This window comes from Paraburkholderia monticola (genome assembly GCF_001580545.1).
In the GTDB taxonomy this organism is placed as follows: Bacteria; Pseudomonadota; Gammaproteobacteria; order Burkholderiales; family Burkholderiaceae; genus Paraburkholderia; species Paraburkholderia monticola.
On record NZ_LRBG01000022.1, the window covers coordinates 438,856 to 465,240 of the forward strand.

Consider the following 26,385-nt stretch of genomic DNA (forward strand, 5'->3'; position numbering starts at 1 on the left):
GACATGCGCGCGATAAGGCGTGCATCCGTAGCTTCGTTTGACCCGTATCTTCGCTTGCTTCCAGTCCGGAAGCATCGATCTTTCGGGAGAACGCAGATGGAATCCTGCAGCAAGATGAAAACGGCCGGCGCAGCGCTCGTCATTGCTCTGGCGCTGGGAACGACGATGGCCGCGACGGCCGGTTCGATGTCCCCGGACAACACCGTGGAGGTTGGCGGCGCCGCCATGTATCCGTCGAAGAACATCATCCAGAACGCGGTGAATTCGAACGACCACACGACCCTGGTCGCCGCGGTGAAAGCCGGCGGTCTGGTCGATACGCTATCGGGCAACGGCCCCTTCACGGTGTTCGCGCCGACCAACGAGGCGTTCGCCGCGTTGCCCGCCGGCACGGTGCAGACGCTGCTCAAACCCGAGAACAAGGCCATGCTTGTCAAGGTGCTCACGTATCACGTGGTGCCGGGCCGTCTCACCGCGCGTGATCTCGCCATGGCAGTTGACCAGGGAGGTGGCAAGGCGAGCCTGAAGACTGTCGAGGGCGATTCGCTGATCGTCAGCAAGGACGCCAGCGGCTGGGCCATTACCGACGACAAGGGCGACGTCGCGCACGTGACGATCGGCGACGTCATGCAGTCCAATGGCGTCATTCATGTGGTCGACACCGTGCTATTGCCATGACGTCGAATTGAATACCGGGAGGGAGGCGCATCGCGGCAAAGAGGTGAAACCTCGTGGCTGCTCATGACGCCTCGTTCCCGGTGTGTCACTTCAGGCCAGATCGAGCCGCGCCCCCATCTCGACCACACGATTCGGCGGCAAGCCCAAATGAGCGGTCGCGTTCAGCTCGTTCTTGCGCAGCAGCGAGAACAGGCTTAGCAGCACATAGCGTGCTGGATGGTGCCTGGTCTTCACCGTCAGCGATTCGCGTCCGAGGTAGAACGTGGTCGTCATCGGGTCATAGGCCGTGCATCCCGCGTGCCGCAGCGCCTGTTCGAGCAGTTGCGGCACATCGAGCATTTCCAGGTAGCCGTAACGACCGATGATCCGCACGAAGCCCTGGTCGAGGCGCTGCACCTCGAAACGGTTGCTTTCCTCGACGCGTGGCGTTTCCTCGGTCAGCAAGGTCAGGAGCACCACCTGCTCATGCAGTACCTGATTGTGCTTCAGGTGGTGCAGCATGGTGGTCGGCACCGAGTTTCCGGCGCCCATCAGAAACACGCCCGTACCATGCACACGGTGCGGCGGAGACACGGCAATGCTCGACACGAATGCGTCGAGCGGCAACTGCGTGTCCATGCGGGCGCGTGTCAGCGCGCGCAGCCCGATCAGCCACGAGGTCGACACGAGGAAGGTCAGCGTGCCGATCGTGAGCGGGAGCCAGCCGCCGTCGGCAAACTTCATCGCGTTCGCCGCGACGAACGCCACGTCCACCACCATGAAAAGTCCGGCCACGAGCGCGACGCGCCAGATCGGCCAGTTCCAGCGCACGCGCGCGAAAGCGGCGAACAGCATGGTCGTGATCAACATCGTCGTCGATACCGCGATACCGAAAGCGGCCGCGAGACTGTCCGAGCTGCGGAAGCCGAGCACCACCGCGATGGTCGCGACCATCAGCACCCAGTTCAGTCCCGGCAGATAGATCTGCCCCTCGGTGCTCGACGACGTGTGTCTGACCGTCACGCGCGGCGACAAGCCGAGCTGCGCCGCCTGGCGCGTCAATGAGAACACCGCGGAAATCAGCGCCTGCGAGGCCACGATGGTCGCCAGCGTGGCCAGCACCACCATCGGATACAGGCCCCATGACGGCACCGTCGTATAGAACGGGCGGGCCGCCGCGCTGGCATCGCGCAGCAGCAACGCGCCTTGACCCAGATAGTTGACGGTCAGCGCGGGCAACGCGAGCCCGTACCACGCGAGACGGATCGGCCGCGCGCCGAAGTGGCCCATGTCGGCGTACAGTGCTTCGCCGCCGGTCAGGCACAACACGACGGCGCCCAGTGCGACGAAGCCCTTGAAGCCGTTGTGCGCGAAGAACTCGATGCCGTTCAGCGGATTGAAGGCGGCGAGGATCGCCGGCGTTTGCACGAGCGACACCAGCCCCAACCCGAAGATGACGACGAACCAGACCGCGAGAATCGGACCGAACGCGACGCCCACGCGTCCGGAGCCCAACGGCTGTACCGCGAATAGCGCCACCAGGATCACCACGGTGAGCGGCACCGTGTAGTGCGCGAAGGCGGGCGTCGCCACTTCGATCCCTTCGATGGCGCTCAGCACCGAGATCGCGGGCGTGATCACGCCGTCGCCATACAGCATCGCGGTCCCGAACATCGCCATGAATACCCAGCGCAACGCGCCGGCGCGGGTCACGCGTCCGGTGCGCTCGCCGACCAGCAATGCGAGCAGCGCAAGCAGTCCGCCTTCGCCGCGGTTGTCGGCCTGCATCAGCACCAGCACGTACTTGCCGCTCACCATCAATATCAGCGACCACAGGAACAGCGAGACGATGCCGATCACGTTGGCGTGGGTCGGTGCGACGCCGAGCGAGCCACTGAACGCGGCCTGCAATGCGTACAGCGGGCTCGTGCCGAGGTCGCCGAACACGATGCCGAGCGCGGAGAGTGCGAGCGCTGCCGTTCCTGTCGCGCGATGCGAAGACGGCGAAGCCTGCAGGGTATGCACGTTGTTCATGGGCTATTCATATCGGAGATAACGTCGGCAGGCGAGGGGTGATGGCGTCGATAGCCTGCTCGACCAGGATGTTGGCTGCGTCGATCGAGATGCTTTGAATCCCATGAGTGGGGTGGCGATTGAGCTTGCTTCTCCCGTTGTTCGTTCGTGGCGATGGGGGCCGTGCAGCGCGTACGATGCAACGAATCCGGACTGTCCGCAATGACGGTTAACCCAAGGCGACTGGGGCCGCACGACGGGCGGACCGACGATTCGATCGACCGTTCGTAGACCTCATGAAAGCATGGCGTCACAAGGCCGGCTAATGTGTAAGACCGGTGTTGACTGAATGAAAGAAAGCGGTGCGGTGATCGTCGATTTCGATCTGCTTGCCTGACTATATCAATCACGCCAGGGCTCGACCTCGCGCTGCCCGGCGAGATAGTCAGTGATCCTCTCGAGCGGTAGCCGTCGCGCAGCGCGAGAACGAGTCTGCGCGACCCAGCCTGATCATCGCACTAAAAAGCCATAAGCCAATGGATCCCGTTCATCCACGATCCACTGTGCGAACCCGCAGATATACGCGTCGCCTTCCACCTCGGGAATCACGGCCGGTATGCCGTGGACCGACGTTTCGCGCAGCACGCGCGCCTTGAATATCGTGCCGACGATCGATTCATTGACGAGCGTGTCGTTCGCGCCCAGCTGACCCCGTTGGTAAAGCTGCGCCACGCGGCCGGCGGTGCCGGAACCGGTCGGCGAACGATCGACCTCGCGATCCGCGAACACGCAGCAGTTCGCCTGCGTCGAGCCCGGATGGCGCGGCGCATTGGCGATGATGGTCCCGTAGATGTGATTGATCTCCGGAATGTCCGGATGCTGCACGGCAAACGCGCTGTTCGCGGCTTGCTTCACCTCGGCGCCGAAGCGGATCAGGCGTTCCACTTCGGACTCGCGGATCGCCAGATCGAATGGCGCCCCGTCGACATAGAAATAGAACGCGCCCCCATAGGCGATGTCGCCCGTGACCTTGCCGAAGGACGGCGTGTCGACCGTCACATCGCGCTTGAACAGGAACGACGGCACGTTGACGAAGCGCGCGCGGCCGGCGTGCTCGCCGTCCCAGTCGACGAAGGCCTCGATGAAGCCGCAGGGTGCATCGATGCCGACGCGCGTCCGCGGACTCGTGCGCTGCACCCAGCCGAGTTCGACGGCGGCCGTCGCGAGCGCGATGACGCCGTGTCCGCAGTGGTCGCTATAGCCTTCGTTGTGCACGAAGATGACGCCGAAATCGGCGTCGCGCGAAATCGGCTCGGTCAGGTAGCCGCCATACATGTCGGCGTGGCCGCGCGGCTCGAACATCAACGCGCGGCGAATTTCGTCGGCGTGGTCCTTCAGCCAGGCACGGCGCTGCACGATCGTGTCGCCCGGCAGGCGCGGCAGTCCGCTCGTGACGATGCGGAACGCTTCTCCGCCGGTATGGACTTCGACGGTCGAAAGGGTGCGGCTCGGTTTCATGGGTGTGGGTCGTGGCGAGGACAGAGGTGCCAGTGTATCCGGCGCATCACGTCCCCGCACGTCCCCGCACGTCCCCGCACGTCCCCGCACGTCCCCGCACGGCCCCAAGCGGGATCAGAACCCGAACACCCGCAGCGCGTTGTTGCCGCGGATCGCGTCGCATTGCTCCTTCGGCAGACGCGCGGTGTTGGCGAACGCGCCGCGAATGTCGTACACCTGGTGCGGCCAGTCGGTGCCGAACATCACGCGATCCGCGCCGACCACCGAGACGAGAAAATCGAACGACGCCGGGCTGTAGGTGATGCAGTCGTAGTAGATATGACGTAGATAGTCGATCGGCTTGCGCTTCATCTTGCGACGCTGCGGGATCTCGACCTCGTTGCCTTTCTCGAAGCGACCGGCCAGATAAGGCAGCGCGCCGCCCGCATGCGACGCGATGATCTTCAGATTCGGATACTGATCGAAGAAGCCTTCGAAGATCATTCGCGTGATCGCGAGCGTCGTGTCGAACATGAAGCCGACGGCCCAGCTCAGATCGAACTTCGTCATGTCCATCAGGTCGACGCCGGGCGGATCGGTGGGATGCACGAGCACCGGCAGCGCGCGACGGTCGATCTCGGCCCAGATCGGCGCGAACATCGGATCGGTGAGGCTGCGTCCCGCGATGTTCGCGAGCACCATCACGCCGCTCGCGCCGTTCTCGCAGGTGCGGCGCAGTTCTTCGAGCGCCGCCTCGGGATACTCCCAGGGCAGCGACGTGAACCAGCGAATGCGTTCGGGGTATTTGGCCTGCGCTTCGGCGATCGTGTCGTTCGATTCGCGCGCGGCGAGGCAGCTGGTTTCCCGATCGCCCCAGTACACGTTCGGGCAGGTCAGCGAGACGACCGAAATGTCGATGCCCGATTCGTCCATCTGACGGATGCGCATGTCGAAATCGAAGTGGCCTTTTTGCGGAATCACGACCGGCGTGTTGCCGCGAAACACTTCCTGCTGCCCGTCGGGGCGCGTCTGGATGTTGTAAGCACCGCCGCGCTGGCGCAGCAGATCGAGCCATTTGTGCGTGAAGATGTGGGTATGAACGTCAATGACAGGCATGCGGGATCTCCCGGGAAAAGTGCGGGTGAGAGGGAAGCGGGGATGAGCGGACTACTGCGTCGCGAACTCGTTCATCGGCGACGCGCGGCGCCTCAGCATGAACGCGCCGATCAGCCCCAGCGCGAAGAACACCGCGCAGAAGTGCGCGGGCATCATGTTGTTGCCGCTCACGTGCAGCAGCCACGTGAGCACCATCGGCGAAAATCCGCCGAATACGGCCGCGCCGATGTTGTAGGAGATCGCAAGGCCGGTCGAGCGGACTTCGGTCGGGAACAGGCTGGCGAGCGCGGTCGGAATCGGCGCGTTCGACGCGCTGATGAGAAGCGCGAAGCCGAGCTCGACGGTCATCACCGACACGAACGACGGTGCGTTGACGATCCAGTAGTAGGCGGGATACAGCACGACGAGAAACAGCGCGAGCGCGACGCGGATCATGCGCTCGCCGCCGATGCGATCCGCCAGATGACCGAATAGCGGGATCGTCACCACGCGCAGCAGCACGCTCGCGAGCAGGACGGTAAACGGCAGCGTGACCGGCATGTGCAGGTTCTGCACCGCGTAAATCGGCAGATACGTGATGATCACGTAGGCCATCACATTGAGCGCGGCGGACAGCGCGGTCGCGATGAATAGCTCACGCGGAAATTGCGCCACGACGCGAGAAAGCGGCACCTTCACGCGCGGGCCGAGCTTCTGGAACGCCTCGGTTTCGGGCAGATTGCGGCGGATGTAGAAGCCGACCGGGCCGATCAGCAGACCGAGCAGGAACGGAATGCGCCACGCCCACGATTCGAGCGCCTCATGCGTGAACAGATGCGTGAGCGCGCTGCCCATCGCGACCGCGAGCAACGCGCCCAGGGCCTGCGCGAACATCTGCCAGCTGCCGTACAGATTGCGCCGTGTCTTCGGCGCGTATTCGATCAACATCGCGGTCGCGGTGCCGAATTCACCGCCGGCCGAAATGCCCTGCAACAGACGCGCGCACAGCACGATCGCCGGCGCGATCAGGCCGATCTGCCGGAAGCCCGGGGTCAGCGCGATCATCGCGGCGGCTACCGTCATCATCGCGATGACGAGCGTGAGGCCGGCCTTGCGGCCTTTGCGGTCCGCGTACATGCCGAGCAGGATTCCACCGAGCGGGCGGACCACGAAGCCCGCGCCGAACGTGGCGGTGGTGAGCATCAGCGCGGCGTACTCGCTGTCGGTGGGGAAGAACTGCTTCGCGATGATGATCGACAGAAAGCCGAACACCACGAAGTCGTACCACTCGAGCACGTTGCCGAGCGTCGACGCCATGGCGCCGACCCAGCGTTTGCGCGAATCGATTGCTGTCACGACTGTCTCCTGTCGTTGGGCCCGTCATTTTCTGAACGGCTGCGGGCTGCGTAGGCAAGCAATGTAGGGTACTGTTCGAATGAAAACAATCGAACAAAATCAATGGTCCCATAAAGTAACTTTATGAATGTGCTTTCATGACGCCAACCATCAAGCAGTTGCGCGCGTTCGCGCTCGTGTGCCGCTTCGGCGTGCTGACGCGCGCGGCCGACGAGATGTTCATCACGCAGCCGGCGGTCAGTGTTCTGATCCGGCAAATGGAGGAGGCGCTCGGCCTGCGCCTGTTCGACCGGACCTCGCGCTCGATGCGGCCGACCGCCGCCGCGCACGAAATCCTGCCGACCGTCGAGCGGATGCTGCGCGACCTGGAGTCGATCCAGTCGAGCGTGAAGGAGCTGGCCGGGCGCGAGCGCGGTCAGTTGCGCTTCGCGGCGACGCCGTCGATCGCGGCGGCGATCGTGCCGAAGCTGCTCGCCGAATACCGCGCGTTGTACCCGAACATCGAGGTCTCGCTCGACGACGCCGCGCCCGATCGCCTGACCGCGTCGACGCTGACGGGCGACGTCGAGTTCGGCATCGGCACGATCAGCGACCGGCCCGAGGGCATCACGCTGCAATGCCTCGCGCGCGACAATCTGTGTGCGATCTGCCGCAAGGATTCGGCGCTCGCGAAAAAGCGGCGCGTGAGCTGGAAGGATGCGCTGCAGTATCCGTGGATCGGTATCAAGTCGACGAGCGGGATCCGCAAGCTGATCGACGAAACACTGTTCACGCTTGGCACGCGCAAGGCGGTGGAGTATGAGGTGTCCTATATGACGACGGGGCTCTCGATGGTGCAGGCGGGTCTCGGCGTGGCGATTTTTCCGGGCATTCTGCTCGGCTCGTTTCCGCATCGCGATCTGGTCGCGCGCAGGCTCGAAGCGCCGCTCGTCACGCGCGACGTGAATCTGATCCGGCGTGCCGAGCATTCGCTGTCGCCGGCGGCGGAGTCGTTTATCGAGCTTTGGTACAAGCGCATCGGCAAGCCGGCCGATTTATAGCGGCCGCGTTTGCGCGTGGCCTGTCATACTGTATGAATATACAGTATGATGGCTGCAATGGGCCGCCCGTGCGGCGTGTGCGGATTGGCAGAAAGAACCAGCGAGGGAACGAGGCGCGATGCCTGAACAACTGTGGTTGCCCGGGCTCGAGGCGCCGCCGCCGCTCACCGACGGGCTCTTTTTCGCGGTCTATCCCGATTCCAACACCGCGGCCGGCATCGCGAAGTTCGCGCAGCAGCTTTGCGCGGATCATGACTTGCGCGGTGGCGGGCGCAGAGGCGTGCGCAGCAAACCGCTCGCGGCGAATCGGCTGCACGTCACGCTGAGGCATCTTGGAAATTTCTCGGGCGGCTTGCCGGCGGATGTGCTCGAGGCGGCGAAGCGGGCGGCGGCGTCGGTCAGCATGGCGCCGTTTACGGTCGAATTCGATGCGCTCGCCAGCTTCGCGAAAAAGCCGCGACCGGGGCCGGCGGTGCTGGTCGGCGAGCACGGTGTACGCGGACTGCAGGCGCTTCACGATGCACTCGAAGCGAGGTTACGGGACGACGGCATCGAGCCCGACGAACGTTTCACGCCGCACCTGACGCTGGCGTACGGCATGCCGTGGATCGAGCGCCGTCCGGCCGAGCCGGCCTGCTGGAATGTGCGGGAGTTTGCGCTGGTGCACAGTTTGCTGGGACGCACGAGGCATATCGTGCTCGCGCGGTGGCCGTTGGTGGGGCAGAACTGAGGGGCAGGGGCGGCTCAAGCCCGCAACTGTTTCGCCATGTGTCGGCTAGAAATGCACGCTCGTCCCGCAGCCGCCGGCATAAGCGCCGCCGCTTGCGGCCGCGCCACCGCAAAACACCCCACAGCCGGACAGCAACGCCGCCGCAGCAAGCGCGGCCAGTGCCATGCGCACGGGCTGACGGGTGCGGGCCGGGCGCGGAGTCACAAGGGGAAAAGTACTGCAGTCGGCGGTCGGTTTAGATGGCATTGCGGCATCAACTTCGATGAGAGGAAAACGTCCACGTGCCACGCCACGCGAGCGCCGTGCACGTCGTACGACTTGAGGACAGACTCTAAGTCCACGTCGAAGCACCGTCAAATGCCGAATAGAGCGCCGATCCGTGGTTGTTTGCCCGCCGTTCGGCACGGAACACCCCTGCGCGCCCTGATAGAATGCTCGGGCCGCAACGTAGTGGATTGCAGATGAAATTGCTTGATGCGCTTGTCGAACAGCGTATTGCCGCCGCCGCCGCGCGCGGAGAGTTCGAAGACTTGCCGGGAGCGGGCGCGCCGCTGTCCCTCGACGACGATGCGCTGGTGCCGCAAGAAGTACGCGTCGCCAACCGCATTCTAAAAAACGCGGGCTTCGTGCCGCCCGCTGTCGAGCAGCTTCGCGCGTTGCGCGACCTGCAAACGGAGCTGAATGCCGTGACCGATCAGGCGACCCGTTGCCGTCTCCAGGCGCGCATGCTCGCGCTCGACATGGCGCTCGAATCGCTACGCGGCGGCCCGATGGTCCTGCCGCGCGAATATTGCCGCCGCATCGCCGAACGGCTGTCGGAGCGCGTCGGCAATGTCGATGCGGCCAGTGCGGGTTCCCAGTGAGCGAGCCGCTCGTGTGTGCCTGCGCGGTGGGTTCTTCGGCGCCGGCCGAGGACGGCGAGAAGTCCGTCGCCGTTAGCGCCGGCGAGGTCCGCCCGCAGGCGGCGGATCAGGCCACGGGCGCTCCCGCCATGGCTTCCGGCAATTCCGAACCTCCCATCATCTCCGAACGCGACCTTCGCTTCATGGCGCTCGCCCAGGCCGCCGCCGAAGAAGCGCGCGCAGCCGGCGAAGTGCCGGTCGGCGCGGTGCTCGTGCGCGGTGACGAAGTCATCGCCACGGGCTTCAATCATCCGATCGGCTCGCACGATCCATCCGCGCATGCCGAAATGGTCGCGCTGCGCGCCGCCGCCCGTTCGCTCGAAAACTATCGTCTGCCGGGCTGCGAGCTCTATGTCACGCTCGAGCCCTGTCTGATGTGCGCCGGTGCGCTGATGCATGCACGCATCGCCCGTGTCGTGTTCGGCGCGCGTGACCCGAAAACCGGCGCGTGCGGCAGCGTCGTCGATGCGTTCGCAAATCCTCAGTTGAACCATCACACGACGGTCAGCGGCGGCGTGCTCGAAGCCGAATGCGGCGCCGCGCTCAGATCGTTTTTCGCCGAGCGGCGTCGCGCGAGTCGCGAAGCGCGCGCGGCGGCGCGCGGTGAATCAGGCGAAAAAATCACCGCGGAAGCGCGGGGAAAAGCTGCGGAACAGGCGGGTCACGCCGCCGTGGAACCGGCCGCCAACACCGCCACACCGTCCAGCAGCGAACCGCCCTCAACCACGCCGCTCTAAAACAACAACACCCAACGGGTCTCGCCATGACCGCTCATCGCACCATCGAACTGATTGCGCCATCCGGCTATCCGCATGATCCGGAGGTGTTGCATCGCGCGTTGCATCGGCTGCGCGCGCAAGGGCATCGGGTCGACGGCGAAGAGGCGGCGAAGCGCCGCTTTCAGCGCTTCGCCGGCACCGACGGCGAGCGCGCGGCCGATCTGAACCGGCTCGCCGATCCGTCACGCGAGCTGCCCGATGTCGTGCTGGCCGTGCGCGGCGGCTACGGCGCGGTGCGGATTCTCCACGGTCTCGACTACGACGGGCTGCAGCGGCGGCTGGCGGATCAACCGATCGCGCTGGTCGGTCACAGCGACTTCACCGCGATCCAGATGGCGCTGCTCGCGCGCGCCGGCGTGAAGACCTTCGGCGGCCCGATGCTGATGAGCGACTTCGGCGCCGAGGAACTGAGCGAGTTCACGATGCGGCATTTCTGGTCGGCAGTGACTCAACCGACCATCACGATCGCGAGCAACACGCCGCAGGCACAAAACGTCGACGTATCGGGCACGCTGTGGGGCGGCAATCTGGCGGTACTGGCGTCGCTGGTCGGCACGCCGTACATGCCGCCGGTACAAGGCGGCATCCTGTTCGTCGAGGACGTCAACGAGCAGCCATTTCGCATCGAGCGGATGATCTATCAACTGCATCTGGCCGGCATCCTTGCGCAGCAGCAGGCGCTCGTGCTCGGCGATTTCACGGGCGGCAAGCCTTACGAATACGACAACGGCTATGACCTGCACGCGATGGTCGAGCAGGTGCGCTCGCTGATCGGCATTCCCGTCGTGACGGGACTGCAGTTCGGGCACGTTCACAACATGGTGACGCTGCCGGTCGGGGCGCAGGCGCGTCTGGTCGCTAATGCGCAGGGGTTCAAGCTGACGGCGTCGGGCTATCCGAGCCTTGGCTGAAGCGTGCGCGAGGTAGGGGAGAAGCGGGCAGATCGCCCGCTTTTTTAGGCCTCATAAATGCAACTAACTGCCCAGATTTGGTTTCACCCCACCTCACACACCCGCCGCCAATGTTTTCAGTTTTTGTTGACAAAAACTAGCTGCCAGCAATGGGCCTCGCAACATTAAAAGGGGGTAAGATTCCCGCCAGACAGCCACCCAGCTTGGCTCGCCGGCAACTCTACCGCGACGCACCACGAAAACTGTCGAAAATCGACACAAAAATTGTTGACAATCTTTGTGTCCATCCTATGATGACCAACATACCGAGACGCACATCATGTCCGACACCGAATCCGTCGCGAACAGTTCGAAGCCCGAAGCCATCGCCGAGCGCATCCGCGCGGCGATCCTCGAGCACCGGCTGGCGCCCGGCGCGAAGCTCACCGAAGCGCAGTTGTGCGAAGTATTCGGCGTGAAGCGCGGTCCGATCCGGCAGGCACTCTCGCAGCTGGCGGGTGAGCGGCTCGTCGATCTCGAACCGAACCGCGGCGCGTTCGTCGCGAGTCCGTCGTTGCAGGAGGTGCACGAGGTGTTCGAAATGCGCCGCATCATCGAGCTGGCCGTCGTCGAAAAGATCTGTAGCGGACACGGCATGCGGCGCCTGAAAAACATCGGCGGCATGATCGGCCGGGAACGCAAAGCGTTCGAAACGCGGGATTTTCCGGCGTGGATCCGGTTGTCGGGCGAGTTTCATACGGAACTCGCGAACCTGACCGGCAACACGGTGCTGTGCGATTGCCTGAACGGACTGGTCGCGCGCTCCACGCTGATTTCCGCGCTGTACGAGTCGCTCGGACGCAGTTCCTGCTCGTTCGAGGACCACGAAGAGATTCTCGCCGCGCTCGACGCCGGCGATGGAAAGCAGGCGGCCGCGCTGATGTCGCGCCATCTGCAAAGCGTCGAGTTGAAGATGCTGGAACGCCCCGCGCGCGGCGCAGCGGACCTGCATGAAGTGTTCGGCGCGCTCGCGTCGAAAGAAGCATCCTCGTAGACAGCCACAGCCGACACCAACCCAGGCTGAGGCAAACAGCAGGCGAGCGCCCGTTCGTGGTGCGCGCCGCACTGAATTGAACTGAACTAATCGATGCACGGCAAGGCGGACTCGCGCGAGCGCCGCCGGCCTGAACACGCACGTCCGTCTCGAGACGACGGACGCTCGGGTAGCGACGCATCGCCGGGAATCCGCGGCGGCCGGCGATGCGACAACCACAAGTACATCAGTACGGAGACACGCGCGGCACGGCCCGGGACCACGACGCCGACTTCTTCGACCCACGCAGGGCGAGAAACGAGCAACTGGCATGGCCGATGCAATGTCCGTCGATGCTTTATCGATGGTCCCAATCCAAAGGAGGAATCATGGCTCAGTTCAGTGCAGCGCCAGGCAGTCACCCCATCTCCAACTACCCGGACGGTACGAGTGACGCCGATCCGTCGATGCCGGCCGGCTACAGCGAGCGGCTCTACAACGAGGACCTCGCGCCGCTACGCGCGCAGAACTGGACCGCGTACAACATCTTCGCGTTCTGGATGTCGGACGTGCATAGCGTCGGCGGCTACGTGTTCGCGGGGAGTCTGTTCGCGCTCGGCCTGACGAGCTGGCAGGTGCTGGTGTCGCTGCTGATCGGCATCACGCTCGTGAACGTGCTGTGCAACCTGATCGCCAAGCCGAGCCAACTGAACGGCGTGCCTTATCCGGTTGCGTGCCGCGCGACCTTCGGTGTGCTCGGCGCGAATGTGCCGGCGGTGATCCGCGGCCTGATCGCGGTCGCATGGTATGGCATCCAGACCTATCTCGCGTCGAGCGCGCTCGTGATCGTCGTGCTGAAGTTCATGCCGCAATTATTACCCTATGCGGACGTGCACCGGCATGGCCTGTTCGGTCTGTCGACGATCGGCTGGGCTGGCTTCATGCTGCTGTGGGTGCTGCAGGCACTGGTGTTCTGGCACGGCATGGAGACCATCAAGAAGTTCATCGACTTCGCGGGGCCGGCCGTGTACGTGGTGATGTTCATTCTCGCCGGCTACATGGTGTATCGCGCGGGTTGGCGCAATATCGGCATCAACCTCGGTGGCGTCAAATATCACGGCATGGAAGTGGTGCCGGTGATGATCACGGCGATCTCGCTGGTGGTGTCGTACTTCTCCGGGCCGATGCTGAATTTCGGCGACTTCTCGCGCTATGGCAAGAGCTTTCGCAGCGTCAAGCGCGGCAATTTCTGGGGCCTGCCCGTCAACTTCCTCGCGTTTTCGCTCGTCACGGTGATCACGACCGCGGCCACGCTGCCGGTATTCGGCGAGCTGATCACGGACCCGGTCGAAACGGTGGGCCGCATCGACTATCCGATGGCCGTGATTCTCGGCGCGCTGACCTTCACGATCGCGACGATCGGCATCAACATCGTGGCGAACTTCGTGTCGCCGGCCTTCGACTTCTCGAACGTCGCGCCGCGCCTGATCAGCTGGCGTGCGGGCGGCATGCTCGCGGCCGTCGCGTCGATCTTCATCACGCCGTGGAACCTGTTCAACAATCCGGCCGTGATCCACTACACGCTCGACGTGCTCGGCAGCTTCATCGGACCTTTGTACGGCGTCCTGATCGTCGACTTCTACCTCGTGAAGCGTCAGAAGATCGTGCTCGACGATCTGTACACGGTCGCGCCGAACGGCTCGTACTGGTATCGCAACGGCGTCAACTATCGGGCAGTGGCCGCGTTGCTGCCGGCCGCGCTGATCGCGGTGATCTGCGTGATGGTGCCGGGGCTCGACGGTTGCGCGAATTTCTCGTGGTTCATCGGCGCGGGACTCGGCGCGCTGTTCTATCGGCTGCTCACACGCTGAGCGTCTTGGGCTTTCGCCGCTGCAATAACGAGTCGAACAGGAGTCGCCATGCGTATCAAACTGATCAATCCGAACACCACGCGCCGCATGACCGAGGCGATGGGGCGTTGCGCGCGCGAAGTCGCCGCGCCCGGCACCGAAGTGATCGCCGTCAATCCGACGATGGGCCCGCCGTCGATCGAAGGCTATTACGACGAAGCGCTCGCCACGCCCGGTCTGCTCGCCGAAGTCGCGGCGGGCGAGCAGGAGGGCTGTGACGGCTACGTGATCGCGTGCTTCGGCGACCCCGGCCTCTACGCGGCCCGCGAACTCGCGCGCGGCCCGGTGATCGGCATCGCCGAAGCCGCGATGCACGCCGCAAGCGTGCTCGCGCCGGGCTTTTCGGTCGTCACGACGCTCGCCCGCACCTGCGGCATGGCCTGGCATCTGGCCGAGCGCTACGGCATGAAGCGCTTTTGCCGCAACGTGCGTGCGACCGACGTCGCCGTACTCGATCTCGACAAGCCGGGCTCGGCTGCGCGCCGCATCATCCTCGACGAATGCCGGCGCGCGCTCGCCGAGGACGGCTCGGACGCGATCGTCCTCGGTTGCGCGGGCATGGCCGAGCTTTGCAGGGAGATCGAGGACGCGCTGGGCGCGCCGGTGATCGAAGGCGTGACGGCGGCCGTCAAATGGACCGAGGCGCTGGTGGCGCTGCGTCTCGCGACGGCCAAGCGCGGCGACTACGCGCGGCCGCTGGCGAAGCGCTACGACGGCGCGCTCGCGTCGTTCAGCCCCGGCGCGCCGCGGGTAAACGCCGAGTCGGCGGACGCGCACATACACTCGCTGTAACACGCACTATCTGCCCCGCTGTATGGGCGCGCCGGGGTGTTTTCGCTACACTGGCTCAACTCGATGCGGCGGCTGCGGCCGCCGCCGAAGCCGTCGTTCGAGCGCTTGCACGGACCGATCCCGCCGCCGTCGCCGAGGGGGCCGAGCCCGAGCTTCACGCGAATTCCTGGTCCCGTCACTACGCATCCGTCAAACCATGCCATTCGACCCGAACTACCCACGCGATCTGATCGGCTACGGCCGCAACCCGGTGCACGCGGACTGGCCTGGGCGAGCGCGCATCGCGGTGCAATTCGTCCTCAATTACGAAGAGGGCGGTGAAAACTGCGTGCTGCACGGCGATGCGGGTTCCGAGCAGTTTCTGTCGGAGATCGTCGGCGCGGCCGCGTATCCGGCGCGGCACATGAGCATGGAGTCGATCTACGAATACGGCTCGCGCGCCGGTGTGTGGCGCATCCTGCGCGAATTCGAAAAGCGCGACCTGCCGCTGACGGTGTTCGGCGTCGGCATGGCGATCGAGCGGCATCCCGAGGTGGCGCAGGCGTTCGTCGAGCTCGGCCATGAGATCGCGTGCCACGGCTATCGCTGGATTCACTATCAGGACATGTCGCCGGAGCAGGAGGCGGAGCATATGCGCCACGGCATGCAGGCGATCGAGCGCGTCACCGGCGTGCGACCGCTCGGCTGGTACACCGGCCGCGACAGTCCGAACACCCATCGGCTGGTCGCCGAATACGGCGGCTTCCTGTACGACTCCGACTACTACGGCGACGACCTGCCGTTCTGGATGGACGTCGAAGTAGCGGGCGGCAAGACCGTGCCGCAACTGATCGTGCCGTACACGCTCGATACCAACGACATGCGCTTCGCCTCCCCGCAAGGTTTCAATACCGCGGACCACTTCTTCACCTACCTGCGCGACGCGTTCGACGTGCTGTACGAAGAGGGCGACGAAGTGCCGAAGATGCTGTCGATCGGCATGCACTGCCGGCTGCTCGGGCGGCCGGGGCGTTTTCGCGCGCTGCAGCGTTTTCTCGATCACATCGAGCAGCACGATCGCGTGTGGGTGTCACGGCGCGTCGATATCGCGCGGCACTGGCACGCAACTCATCCTTACCAACAAGACAACCGCGAGGCTGCGGCATGAAGGCGATGCAATACACCCTGGACCAACTCAACAGCATCTCGACCGACGCGTTCGTCGCGGCGCTGTCGGGCATCTTCGAGCACTCGCCGTGGGTCGCCGAAATCGCGGCGCAGGAGCGGCCGTTCGCGAGCATCGACGCGCTGCATCGCAGGATGTCGCAGATCGTCGAAACCTCGGGCGAAGACAGGCAGCTCGCGCTGATCAACGCGCACCCGGAGCTGGCCGGCAAGGCGGCGGTGCGCGGCGAGCTGACCGCCGAATCGACCCGCGAGCAAAGCGGCGCGGGCCTCGCCCAATGCACCCAGGAAGAGTTCGACAAGCTGCATGCGCTGAACCAGGCGTATCGCGAGAAATTCGGCTTCCCGTTCATTCTCGCGGTGCGCGGGTACGACCGCCACGGCATCATCGCGAACTTCGAATCGCGCGTGAACAATGGCCGCGCCGACGAAATGCGCGCGAGCCTCGATCAGATCTATCGCATTGCACGTTTCCGGCTCGACGACCTGATCGGCGCATGACGTGCATGATGCACAGTCCGCGCATCACGTCAGGCAACGAGCCGCAACGTTTTTCCCGCACCAATCGATATCAAGGACGACTAAGATGGCACTTCCGATTCTCGACCCCAACGCACCGGAATTCACGCGCCGTTATGTGAACCTGGCGGACCCGCGTCTGGGCGCGCAGGCGCTTGAGGCCAGCGACGAATTCTTCGCGTCGAAGGACCGCATGCTGAATCCGGAACCGGCCGTCTTCATTCCGGGCAAGTACGACAACAACGGCAAGTGGATGGACGGCTGGGAAACGCGCCGCAAGCGCACCACCGGCTACGACTGGTGCGTCGTCAAGCTCGCGCGGCCGGGCGTGATCAAGGGGCTCGATCTCGACACCAGCCACTTCACCGGCAACTTCCCGCCGGCGGCGTCGGTGGAAGCGGCGCGCGTCGTCGATGGCGAGCCGAACCAGTCGACGCAATGGACCGAGATCGTGCCGTCCACGACCTTGCAGGGCAATAGCCATCACTACCTCGAAGTCGGCGACGCGAGCGCATACACGCATCTGCGCGTGAACATCTATCCGGACGGCGGCATCGCGCGTTTGCGTGTGTACGGTCAGCCGCACGTCGACTGGGCCGGCGCGAGCCGCACCGAGCAGTTCGATCTCGCCGCGATGGAAAACGGCGCGTATCTGGTCGGCGCAAACAACCAGCACTTCGGCGCGGCCTCGACGCTGCTGATGCCGGGCCGCGGCGTGAACATGGGCGACGGCTGGGAAACGCGTCGTCGTCGCGAGCCGGGCAACGACTGGGCGATCATCGCGCTGGCGCAGCCGGGCGTGATGCGCAAGATCGAAGTCGACACCGCGCACTTCAAGGGCAATTATCCGGATCGCTGCTCGATCCAGGCCGCGTACGTGAAGGGGGGCACCGACAGCTCGCTCGTCACGCAGGCGATGTTCTGGCCGGTGCTGCTCGGCGAACAGAAACTGCAGATGGACAAGCAGCATTTCTTCGAAAGCGAGATCGCGGCGCTCGGGCCCGTCACGCACGTGCGCTTCAACATTTATCCGGACGGCGGTGTGTCGCGTCTGCGTCTGTGGGGTACGCTCGAATGAAAACGCTCGCTATCGAACCGCTGACGAAGGAAGCATTCGCCGCATTCGGCGACGTGATCGAACTCGAAGGCGCGAAGCAGATTCCGATCAATCTCGGCACGACGATCCGCTATCACGACCTCGCGAAAGTCGACGTGACCGACGAGCACGGCCGCACGCTCGTCAATCTGTTTCGTGGCCAGCCGCGCACGCTGCCGTTCGAAGTGAAGATGCTCGAGCGTCATCCGCTGGGCAGCCAGGCGTTCGTGCCGCTGAACGACAAGCCGTATCTGGTCGTCGTGGCCCCCGCGGGCGAGCTCGACGCGACGCGGCTCCGCGCGTTCGTCACGAGCGGCTGGCAGGGCGTCAACTATGCGAAAGGCGTGTGGCACCATCCGCTGATCGCGCTGGGCGAGGTGAGCGACTTCGTCGTCGTCGATCGTGGCGGGGAGGGGCTCAATCTGAACGAGCAGGATCTGGCGGAGTCGCTGTGGCTCACCGAAGATGCATTGAGCGCGGTGGCGGTTTGATGGCAAGGCGGCTGCCGGGTCGCCGGTAGCGTGGTGGTTGAAAAGCAAAGCCCGCGACGTAGCTTATGTCGCGGGCTTTTTGCATGGTAGCGATCAATGTCTTCGGCCCAGCAGCGGCGAATGCCCGATCACCTCCCTCGACCGTTCGGGCGGCTCGGCAGCCGAAAATCCCGCTGCTTCGATCGCCGGCTTGAGCCCCTTGAATTGAGGGTTTTTCTTCGGCGAGCGCAGCGCGGTCATGCCGTCGTCCCACGCGTGCAGCATCTGCTTGGCGACCGTGCGCCACTGCGGTTCGTTGCGTGCCGCTTCGATCAACTCATGGCCGACGTCGGCAGCCGAGTCGCACAGCGCTTCGACCATCTGAGCGTATTGGCGCGGCGCGATGCCCATGCGCGTGTTGAAAAATCTCTCCAATGTCTTACCGGCCGCCCAGGTTTTGCGTCCGTCGATCGGCAAGCCCGGCGGATTGGCTGCGAAGCGCGGATAAGCCTGCGTCGTCACGACATCGTAGACGGGCGTGAACGCCACATCGTCGACCGACGTATAGAACAGGGCGACGTTCTTCGTGTGGCAGTCCGCGTTGCGCACCACGTAGTTGGTCAGCAGATGCCAGCCGAGCTGCTGGAGTTGCACCCGCATCGTGTCGCGATCGAGCAGATACGCTCTGGCCGCGTTGAGCATTTTCTCGCTGGTCGAATTGTATTTTTCGTGCGGCGGCAAGCCGAGCAGGCCGCACAGGTCTTCCACGCCGTACGCCGGCAGTCCATGCGCGTCGACATCGAAGCGCTCGACGATCAGCGCACGGCCATCGTCCGACATCTGCGTGCGGGCAACGGGCGCGACCCCGAGCCGCTCCAGCACACGCATCGAATAGAACTCGTTGAAGCCGAGAAAGGGCGTGTTGTCGTCCGAACCTTTGACGATGTGACGGCTCGTTCGAAGCGTCGGCTTGCCGAGCTGTAATGCTGTCGACGCGGCGGCCGGCTGCTTCTCCGGCGCGATGAATTTGGGCACGACACCCGAAATAGCCGCTCGCGCATATTCACGGACCAGTTGCGCGAAATGCTCGGCGGAGTTGTCGCCGTGCAAGATGTCCTGAACGTCGAGCGCCTGGAGTTCGGTGCCCGGCGCGACACCTTCGGGCGTGACCGTGACCCGCCCAATCCCCATCGAACCGACTACCGCGAGCAACGACAGATCGGTGCCATCGAGCAGCGGCCCGAACTGCTCGCGGATCAGATTCAGCAGATAGCCCTCGGGCAGGTTCTGCCGGAAAAACGGATGCAGGTCGCGCGGCCAGCGCCAGGCCTCTTCGCGCACCGGCATCGTCAGACTGACGAAGTCGGCCGCGCTCGCGTCGCCGTTGTATTTGAGGACATAGTCATCGCGCTCGCGAAACAGCGTCGCGACGTTTTTGCCCAGCACCTGAACGTCGAGCTTCATGGCTGTGCGTCCGGGCTGCGCTGCTCGGCGAGGATGTCTTCAAGCGTGCGCCCATGCCCGTGCGCGACGAACTTGAGGTCGTAGCCGGCGGCTTCGAGCAGGCGCACGAGCACGGACACGCTCATATCGTTCCTGGCGAGCGTCTCCATCCGTGCGACGGTCGTGCGTGCAACGCCCGCACGGCGCGCCAGCTCTTCCTGCGAAAGGTTGCTGTCGCGTCGTACGGCTTTGAGCATGTCCGAGACATCGGCAAGGTTGGTCATTTGTAGCCTCAGGGCATCAAATTCAACGAATCTGATATTTATTGTAGCCCAAGAGGTACAAGAAGCCGATTTGTTTTTTGTACCTCCAGGGCTACATTTTCTGCATTTTCGACCAATTCTGTAGCCGATAGGCTACAAAATGATGTATCGATCCACAAAAACAACAACGGGCTTGCCGCTCACGCGACAAGCCCGCTATTTCACCTTGCAGCCTCTACCGACACCCTTACTTCGCCGCGCCGCCTTCGAACCAGGCGGCGATCTTCATGCGCTCGTCGTCGGTCATATGCGTGACGTTGCCGAGCGGCATCGCCTTCAACGTCACCGCCTGCTGGTAAATGCGTTGCGCGTTCTGCGAGATCTCGTCCGGCGTATCCATCAGCACGCCGGCCGGTGCGCTGCCCATCATGGTCGGATGCGCGGAGTGGCAGGCCACGCAGCGCTGTTGCAGCACCGGCGCGATGTCGGCGACCTTCAGCGTCGGTGCGTTGGCGGCTTGCGCCTGCGCCACGACTGGTCGCGGCATCGTCCACACGAGCGCGGTGCACATCAGCGCGACGCCGGCGAGCGGCAGATACCACAGGACCTGGCCGCGATGGCGCATCACGAAGAACTGACGGATCAGCGCGCCGGCCAGCATGATGACGACGAGCACCGCCCAGTTGTACGGATGCGTATAGGTCATCGCGTAGTGGTTCGACAGCATCGCGAACACGACCGGCAGCGTGAAATACGTGTTGTGCACCGAGCGCTGTTTGCCGCGCTTGCCGTAGATCGGGTTCGGCGTGTCGCCCTTCAACATCGCGTCGACCATCTTGCGCTGGCCCGGAATGATCACGAAGAAGACGTTGGCCGACATGATCGTCGCGAGCATCGCGCCCATGATCAGATACGCCGCGCGGCCCGCGAAGATATGACAGGCGAGGTAGGCCGCGATCAGCACATAGGCGCCGACGCAGATGCCGAGCAGCTTGTCGCGGGTGCCGAGCACGCGGCACAGCGAGTCGTAGACGATCCAGCCCGCCGCGAGAAAACCGATCGCGGACGCGACGGCGACCACCGGGCCCATGTCGAGCACGTTCTTGTCGATCAGATAGGTGCTCGGCGAGAACAGATACAGCACGGTGAAGAGCCCGAAGCCCGACATCCACGTCGTGTACGACGGCCACTTCGACCAGTGCAGGTCGTCGGGCATTTCGGGCGGCGCGACCGTGTACTTCTGCATGTTGTAGAAGCCGCCGCCGTGCACGTGCCACAGCTCGCCGAACACGCCGCGGCGGCGCTGGTTCGGATCGGTCGGCGGCTTCAGGCTGTTGTCGAGCGCGACGAAATAGAACGATTCGCCGATCCATGCGATGGCGGCGATGACGTGGAACCAGCGAATCGCGAGATTCAACCAGTCGGTGATAAAGCCTTCCATGAAACTCCTCCACTTCTGATTCGTTGTACGCGCGATGACGGTCGACGGCGTCGGTCATCGCGCCGACTGCGGGGTAAACAACGCAGCGCGCAAGTTGTTATGGGTATCGCGGGGCGCTTGAGGGGCGACCTAACTGCCCCGATACGTGCTGTACGAAAACGGCGACACCAGCAGCGGCACGTGATAGTGCGCGTTGGCATCGGCGACGCCGAAGCGCAGCACCACGCGATCGACGAAGCGCGGTTCCGGCACCTTCGTGCCGAGCGAGGCGAAGTAGTCGCCCGCTGCGAACACGAGCTCGTACTCGCCCGCGACGAGCGTGTCGCCTTCGAGCAGCGGCTCGTCGCAGCGGCCGTCGTGATTGGTGTGAGTAGTTTTGAGCGCGCGGCGCGTGTCGCCCGTGAGCGCGAAGAGTTCGACCTTGATGCCTGCGCCGGGACGGCCGTTCGCGGTGTCGAGCACGTGGGTAGTGAGCTTGCCCATTCGCAATTGTCCTTGTGTGAATGCGAGGTGTCGGCGGCGGCCCGATCCATTACGTTTGCGGCGGATCGAGGCTCCACGTCAGTGGCTACATACCCGTCGGCGATTTGAAGCGAGCGCCGTGGCAGCCATTGTAAGAAGGATGCTCCGTTCAGCGCGCTACCGATAAGAAAGATAATAGTTCGCGCATGATGGACAGCCAGTCGAAAGCCGCGCGGCGCGCGCGGGCTCGTCGGCCGATCCTACCGGCGCCAAAAAAGCGCCACTATATTGGCGGTGTGAACCCGGGTATCGCAACCGCGCGTGTTGCCAGCGGGATTTTGGCTACCGAAGGTAAGCGCTGTGCGACGCGGCCGACGCGAACCCGATACGGTTCGCTGATGCCGGCGGCGCGAAACACCCGTGCAAAGGCAGGCCTTTGGCGCGGGCAACCCCGAAGACGGCGAATCACGCTGGGTAACCGGGCCAACGGCGTTCAAGCGAACGCGACGGCACGGTGAGCGTGCCGCCGCATCGCGTTCGAACGGCTTTGCATGCAGGCAATCAGGCGGAGAGACGAATGACGATGAATCAGGTAGTGAAAGAGCCCGGCAAAACGCTGCTCGTGAAGCACGCGGACGTGCTGGTCACGATGGATGGCGAGCGGCGCGAACTGCGCGACGCGGGCCTTTATATCGAGGACAACCGCATCGTCGCGGTCGGGCCGACGGATGAATTGCCGCCCACGGCCGACGAAGTGCTCGACCTGCGCGGCCACCTCGTGATTCCGGGCCTCGTCAACACGCATCACCACATGTACCAGAGCCTCACGCGCGCGATTCCCGCCGCGCAGAACGCCGAGCTGTTCGGCTGGCTCACGAATCTCTACAAGGTGTGGGCGAATCTGACGCCCGAGATGATCGACGTATCGACGCTGACCGCGATGGCCGAGCTGCTGCTGTCGGGCTGCACGACCTCGAGCGACCATCTGTATATCTATCCGAACGGCAGCCGCCTCGACGACAGCATCGCCGCGGCGCAGCGCATCGGCATGCGCTTTCACGCGGCGCGCGGCAGCATGAGCGTGGGACAGAAAGACGGCGGCCTGCCGCCCGATTCGGTGGTCGAGCGCGAAGCGGACATCCTGAAGGACACGCAACGTCTGATCGAGACGTATCACGACGACGGCCGCTACGCGATGCTGCGCGTCGTCGTGGCGCCGTGCTCGCCGTTTTCGGTGAGCCGCGATCTGATGCGCGATTCGGCGCTGCTCGCGCGCCAGTACGGCGTGTCGCTGCACACGCATCTGGCGGAGAACGTCAACGACGTCGAGTACAGCCGCGAGAAGTTCGGCATGACGCCGGCCGAGTATGCGCACGATCTCGGCTGGGTCGGCCACGACGTATGGCATGCGCACTGCGTGCAACTCGACGACGCGGGCATCGCGCTGTTCGCGCGCACAGGGACCGGTGTCGCGCATTGTCCGTGTTCGAACATGCGGCTTGCCTCGGGCATCGCGCCGGTGCGGCGCATGCGGCTCGCGGGCGTGCCGGTGGGGCTCGGTGTCGACGGCTCGGCCTCGAACGACGGCGCGCAGATGGTCGCCGAAGTGCGCCAGGCGCTGCTGCTGCAGCGGGTCGGTTTCGGGCCCGATGCGATGACCGCGCGCGAGGCGCTCGAAATCGCGACCCTGGGTGGCGCGCGGGTGCTCAATCGCGACGACATCGGCGCGCTCGCGCCCGGCATGGCGGCGGATTTCGTCGCGTTCGATCTGCGTCAGCCGCACTTTGCCGGCGCGCTGCACGATCCGGTGGCCGCGCTGGTGTTCTGCGCGCCATCGCAGGTCAGCTATAGCGTGATCGACGGCAAGGTGGTGGTGAAGGAAGGGCAGTTGGCGACGCTCGAACTCGGGCCGGTGATCGAGCGGCACAACCGGCTGGCGCGGCAGCTCTACGAGGCGGCGGCTTGAGCGCGGCAGGCGCCGCAGCGGCGCCGGCAGGTCATCACGGCTTGTCGATCAGCGTACGGGTCGCCTCGCCCACCAGACTGCGCAGCCAGCGCACTTCGTCGGAGTAATGCACGCGTTCGTGCCACAGCTGGTAGTACTGCATCGGCGGGAAGTCGAGCGGCGCGGGCACCACGGTCAGCGGCAGGAACTTCGCGTAGTAGTCGGCAAAGAGGCGCGTCGTCGTGAAGATCAGATCGGACTTGATCAGCACGTACGGCGCGAGATTGAAGTAGGGCAGCGTGACGACCACGTGGCGCTTCAAGCGCTCGCGCGCGAGGTGAACGTCGATCGCGCCGCGCTGGCCGACCGAGTACGGCGTCGGCGCGAGATGCGGTGCGTTCAGGTACTGGTCGAGCGTGAGGCCGCCGCGTTTGGCGAACGGATGCGTGTTGCTCATCAGGCAGACGATCTGATCGACGAACAGGTTCGACAGATGCAACTGCTCGGGCGGCTCGGGCCAGTTGCCGACGACGATGTCGAGCTTGCCGTCCTCGAGCGCGAGTTCGTAGTCGAACGCGGGGCCGAGCGAATGGAATTCGAGCGTCGCGTTCGGCGCGGCCTGGCGGAAACGTTCGACGACCGTCGGCACGAACAGCACGTTCAGGTAGTCGGGGCAGCCGATCCGGTAGCAGCGGATCGACGTGGCCGGATCGAAGTTGTGCTGTTGGAACTTGATGCGCTCGATCTCGCGCAGCGCGTTCTGCACCGGTTCGAGCAGGCGCAGGCCGTACTCGGTCGGCACCATGCCGGACTTGCCGCGTACCAGCAGCGGGTCACCGGTGATGTCGCGCAGACGGCGCAGCGCCGCGCTGATCGCGGGTTGGGACTGGTTCAGTTTGACGGCGGCGCGCGTGACGCTGCGCTCCATCAGTAACGTGTGCAACACGCGCAGAAGGTACGTGTCGATCGCCTCGCGTTGCTGGCTCATGGACTCTCCGAAATATATGTGCTGGCTGATCGAACGGGCGTGGGGGTATATGCGTTTTAATATGCACGAAAAACGGCGTCAAGAGAGGCATACCCGCAGAGCTTGCAGTGGCGCGGGTTTGCGGCAATTTTGGCAACTCGACTGAGTGGGTCGAATTAGGTATCGTCATCCGGTTGTGGTGACGGATCGTCACGAACGCACTACGGAATCTCATGAGCGACACTCCACTTAGCGGCGGCGCGCAATTCACCGGCGGGGCAGTGCCCCGGCTCGCGCTCACGGGCATCACGAAGCAGTACCCGGCCGTGCGCGCCAACGACGACGTCACGCTCGTCGTCGCACCCGGCGAAATCCACGCGGTGCTCGGCGAGAACGGCGCGGGCAAGAGCACGCTGATGAAGATCATCTACGGCGCGGTGCGCCCCGACGCCGGCGAGATTCGCTGGGAAGGCGAGACGGTCGAGATCGCGAGCCCGGCGGCCGCGCGCAAGCTCGGCGTCGGCATGGTGTTCCAGCACTTCTCGCTGTTCGAGACGCTGACGGTCGGCGAAAACATCGCGCTCGCGCTCGACGAACCATTCGATCTGAAGACGCTCGCCAAACGCATTCGCGAGGTGTCGGCCGACTACGGGCTCGATATCGACCCGCAGCGGCACGTGCACAGCCTGACGGTGGGCGAGCGGCAGCGCGTCGAAATCGTGCGCTGCCTGCTGCAGAATCCGCGTCTGCTGATCATGGACGAGCCGACCTCGGTGCTGACGCCGCAGGCGGTTCGCAAGCTCTTCACGACGCTGCGCCGGCTCGCGGCCGAGGGCTGCAGCATCCTCTACATCAGCCACAAGCTCGACGAAATCCAGGAACTGTGCGACACCGCCACCGTCATGCGCGGCGGTCGCGTGACGGGTCACGTGAGCCCGAAGAACGAGACGCATGCGTCGCTCGCGCAGTTGATGGTCGGCCATTCGCTGCCGGACTACACGCGACGCGAGCACAAGCCGGGCGCGGTGCTGCTCGCCGTCAAACAGTTGTCGGTGGCGAGCGACGATCCGTTCGGCACGTCGTTGCGCGACGTGTCGTTCAGCGTGCATGCGGGCGAGATCTTCGGCATTGCCGGGGTGTCGGGCAACGGCCAGGCGGAACTGCTGGCGGCGCTGTCCGGAGAAAAACGCGCGGACAGGCGCAGTCTTTCGGCCGACGCGATCACGATCTGCGGCAAGCCGGCCGCGCGCCTCGGCGCGGGCGGACGGCGCGCGCTCGGCTTCGGCTTCGTGCCCGAGGAACGGCTCGGCCGCGGTGCGGTGCCGGCGATGAGCCTCGCGGACAACGCGCTGTTGACCGCGCATCGGCAGGGCATGGTGAGCTCGGGCTGGATCCGGGCGGGCGCGATGCGCGCGTTCGCCAGGCGCTGCATCGACGGGTTCGACGTGCGCTGCGGCGGCCCCGACGCGCTCGCGCAAAGTCTGTCGGGCGGCAATCTGCAGAAATACATCATGGGCCGCGAAATCCTGCAGGCGCCGAAGGTGCTGGTCGTCGCACAGCCGACGTGGGGCGTCGATGTCGGTGCGTCCGCGTTCATCCGGCAGCAACTGCTCGATCTGTCGGCACGGGGCGTGGCGATCCTGGTGATCTCGGAAGAGCTGGAAGAGCTGTTCGATATCTGCGACCGGATCGCGGTGCTCGCAGGCGGGCGGCTCTCGCCGGTGCGCGCGACCGGCGCGACCAACGCCGAGGAAATCGGCCGCTGGATGGCGGGGCTGTTCGGCGACCGCGAGGGCGCGGCGCCCGCGGCGGACCAGCCGGCGCATGCGTGAGGCGAGGTGGCGCCCGCGGCGAGCCCGCTCGCAACGCCCTCAGCCGAAACGCTAGCCACGCACGCGACTGCGGACCCTGAAGAATAGAA

At 64.7% G+C, this 26,385-nt stretch carries 24 protein-coding genes; 15 read left to right on the top strand and 9 right to left on the bottom strand.

The window, feature by feature from the left end; genetic code table 11:
- The first annotated feature begins 96 nt into the window (after nt 1–96).
- The gene (locus CI15_RS18790; protein WP_062129780.1) at nt 97–678 is read left to right on the top strand and encodes a fasciclin domain-containing protein; all 582 of its coding nucleotides are present in this window, start codon (nt 97–99) and stop codon (nt 676–678) included.
- Between the two features lie 90 nt (nt 679–768).
- Here CI15_RS18790 and CI15_RS18795 read toward each other — a convergent pair whose 3' ends face one another.
- From CI15_RS18795 to CI15_RS18810, 4 genes are all read right to left on the bottom strand, one after another.
- A complete protein-coding gene (locus tag CI15_RS18795) occupies nt 769–2,691 on the bottom strand; it encodes a potassium transporter Kup (RefSeq protein ID WP_062129781.1) in 1,923 nt (640 codons plus the stop codon).
- Nucleotides 2,692–3,180: 489 nt separating this feature from the next.
- A complete protein-coding gene (gene lhpH / locus CI15_RS18800; protein ID WP_062129782.1) occupies nt 3,181–4,188 on the bottom strand; it encodes a trans-3-hydroxy-L-proline dehydratase in 1,008 nt (335 codons plus the stop codon).
- Nucleotides 4,189–4,302: 114 nt separating this feature from the next.
- Nucleotides 4,303–5,283, bottom strand: a complete 981-nt coding sequence (locus CI15_RS18805) for an amidohydrolase family protein (protein WP_062129783.1) — start codon at nt 5,281–5,283, stop codon at nt 4,303–4,305.
- 51 nt (nt 5,284–5,334) lie between these two features.
- On the bottom strand, nt 5,335–6,618 hold the full coding sequence (locus tag CI15_RS18810) for an MFS transporter (RefSeq protein WP_153041139.1): 1,284 nt from the start codon (nt 6,616–6,618) through the stop codon (nt 5,335–5,337).
- A gap of 137 nt (nt 6,619–6,755) precedes the next feature.
- Between CI15_RS18810 and CI15_RS18815 the strand changes: the two genes are divergently transcribed.
- The 12 genes from CI15_RS18815 (at nt 6,756) to CI15_RS18870 (ending at nt 17,964) form a co-directional block, all read left to right on the top strand.
- Nucleotides 6,756–7,658: a LysR family transcriptional regulator gene (locus tag CI15_RS18815; protein ID WP_062129784.1), complete on the top strand. Its 903-nt coding sequence runs from the start codon at nt 6,756–6,758 to the stop codon at nt 7,656–7,658.
- 118 nt (nt 7,659–7,776) lie between these two features.
- Complete coding sequence (locus tag CI15_RS18820; protein WP_062129785.1) at nt 7,777–8,388, top strand: 2'-5' RNA ligase family protein; 612 nt, start codon at nt 7,777–7,779, stop codon at nt 8,386–8,388.
- A gap of 461 nt (nt 8,389–8,849) precedes the next feature.
- Entirely contained in the window at nt 8,850–9,251 is a 402-nt protein-coding gene (locus tag CI15_RS18825) for a DnaJ family domain-containing protein (RefSeq protein ID WP_062129786.1), read from the top strand.
- Nucleotides 9,252–9,379: 128 nt separating this feature from the next.
- On the top strand, nt 9,380–10,027 hold the full coding sequence (gene tadA / locus CI15_RS18830) for a tRNA adenosine(34) deaminase TadA (RefSeq protein ID WP_082814241.1): 648 nt from the start codon (nt 9,380–9,382) through the stop codon (nt 10,025–10,027).
- Between the two features lie 26 nt (nt 10,028–10,053).
- Nucleotides 10,054–10,980, top strand: a complete 927-nt coding sequence (ldcA, locus tag CI15_RS18835) for a muramoyltetrapeptide carboxypeptidase (RefSeq protein WP_062129787.1) — start codon at nt 10,054–10,056, stop codon at nt 10,978–10,980.
- Nucleotides 10,981–11,299: 319 nt separating this feature from the next.
- Nucleotides 11,300–12,013: a GntR family transcriptional regulator gene (locus CI15_RS18840; protein WP_062129788.1), complete on the top strand. Its 714-nt coding sequence runs from the start codon at nt 11,300–11,302 to the stop codon at nt 12,011–12,013.
- Nucleotides 12,014–12,381: 368 nt separating this feature from the next.
- Nucleotides 12,382–13,863 (top strand): NCS1 family nucleobase:cation symporter-1, encoded by a 1,482-nt coding sequence (locus tag CI15_RS18845; protein WP_062129789.1) that lies wholly within the window; start codon nt 12,382–12,384, stop codon nt 13,861–13,863.
- Between the two features lie 48 nt (nt 13,864–13,911).
- Nucleotides 13,912–14,694 (top strand): aspartate/glutamate racemase family protein, encoded by a 783-nt coding sequence (locus CI15_RS18850; RefSeq protein ID WP_062129790.1) that lies wholly within the window; start codon nt 13,912–13,914, stop codon nt 14,692–14,694.
- A gap of 196 nt (nt 14,695–14,890) precedes the next feature.
- Nucleotides 14,891–15,841, top strand: coding sequence for an allantoinase PuuE (puuE, locus tag CI15_RS18855; RefSeq protein WP_062129791.1), 951 nt, complete (start codon nt 14,891–14,893; stop codon nt 15,839–15,841).
- Nucleotides 15,838–16,359, top strand: coding sequence for a 2-oxo-4-hydroxy-4-carboxy-5-ureidoimidazoline decarboxylase (uraD, locus tag CI15_RS18860; RefSeq protein WP_062129792.1), 522 nt, complete (start codon nt 15,838–15,840; stop codon nt 16,357–16,359). Before puuE ends, uraD begins: the two co-directional genes overlap by 4 nt.
- 85 nt (nt 16,360–16,444) lie before the next feature.
- Nucleotides 16,445–17,455: an allantoicase gene (alc, locus tag CI15_RS18865; protein WP_062129793.1), complete on the top strand. Its 1,011-nt coding sequence runs from the start codon at nt 16,445–16,447 to the stop codon at nt 17,453–17,455.
- Nucleotides 17,452–17,964, top strand: coding sequence for an ureidoglycolate lyase (locus CI15_RS18870; protein WP_062129794.1), 513 nt, complete (start codon nt 17,452–17,454; stop codon nt 17,962–17,964). Before alc ends, CI15_RS18870 begins: the two co-directional genes overlap by 4 nt.
- Before the next feature lie 93 nt (nt 17,965–18,057).
- Here the strand turns inward: CI15_RS18870 and CI15_RS18875 are convergent, their stop codons facing one another.
- The 4 genes from CI15_RS18875 to uraH form a co-directional block, all read right to left on the bottom strand.
- Nucleotides 18,058–19,407, bottom strand: coding sequence for a type II toxin-antitoxin system HipA family toxin (locus CI15_RS18875; RefSeq protein ID WP_062129795.1), 1,350 nt, complete (start codon nt 19,405–19,407; stop codon nt 18,058–18,060).
- Nucleotides 19,404–19,670, bottom strand: a complete 267-nt coding sequence (locus CI15_RS18880) for a helix-turn-helix domain-containing protein (RefSeq protein ID WP_062129796.1) — start codon at nt 19,668–19,670, stop codon at nt 19,404–19,406. The genes CI15_RS18875 and CI15_RS18880 overlap by 4 nt, the downstream gene beginning before the upstream one ends.
- A gap of 226 nt (nt 19,671–19,896) precedes the next feature.
- Nucleotides 19,897–21,090 (bottom strand): urate hydroxylase PuuD, encoded by a 1,194-nt coding sequence (locus CI15_RS18885; protein WP_062129797.1) that lies wholly within the window; start codon nt 21,088–21,090, stop codon nt 19,897–19,899.
- 129 nt (nt 21,091–21,219) lie between these two features.
- Nucleotides 21,220–21,573 carry a hydroxyisourate hydrolase gene (uraH, locus tag CI15_RS18890; protein ID WP_062129798.1) on the bottom strand — a complete coding sequence of 118 codons (354 nt, stop codon included), beginning with the start codon at nt 21,571–21,573 and terminating at the stop codon, nt 21,220–21,222.
- A 556-nt stretch (nt 21,574–22,129) separates the two neighbouring features.
- Here uraH and CI15_RS18895 point away from each other — a divergent pair.
- Nucleotides 22,130–23,518: an 8-oxoguanine deaminase gene (locus CI15_RS18895; RefSeq protein ID WP_062129799.1), complete on the top strand. Its 1,389-nt coding sequence runs from the start codon at nt 22,130–22,132 to the stop codon at nt 23,516–23,518.
- Nucleotides 23,519–23,552: 34 nt separating this feature from the next.
- Here the strand turns inward: CI15_RS18895 and CI15_RS18900 are convergent, their stop codons facing one another.
- Nucleotides 23,553–24,485, bottom strand: a complete 933-nt coding sequence (locus CI15_RS18900; RefSeq protein WP_062129800.1) for a LysR substrate-binding domain-containing protein — start codon at nt 24,483–24,485, stop codon at nt 23,553–23,555.
- A gap of 212 nt (nt 24,486–24,697) precedes the next feature.
- Here CI15_RS18900 and CI15_RS18905 point away from each other — a divergent pair, with 212 nt between their 5' ends.
- Entirely contained in the window at nt 24,698–26,296 is a 1,599-nt protein-coding gene (locus CI15_RS18905; protein ID WP_062129801.1) for an ABC transporter ATP-binding protein, read from the top strand.
- The last annotated feature ends 89 nt before the right edge of the window (nt 26,297–26,385 follow it).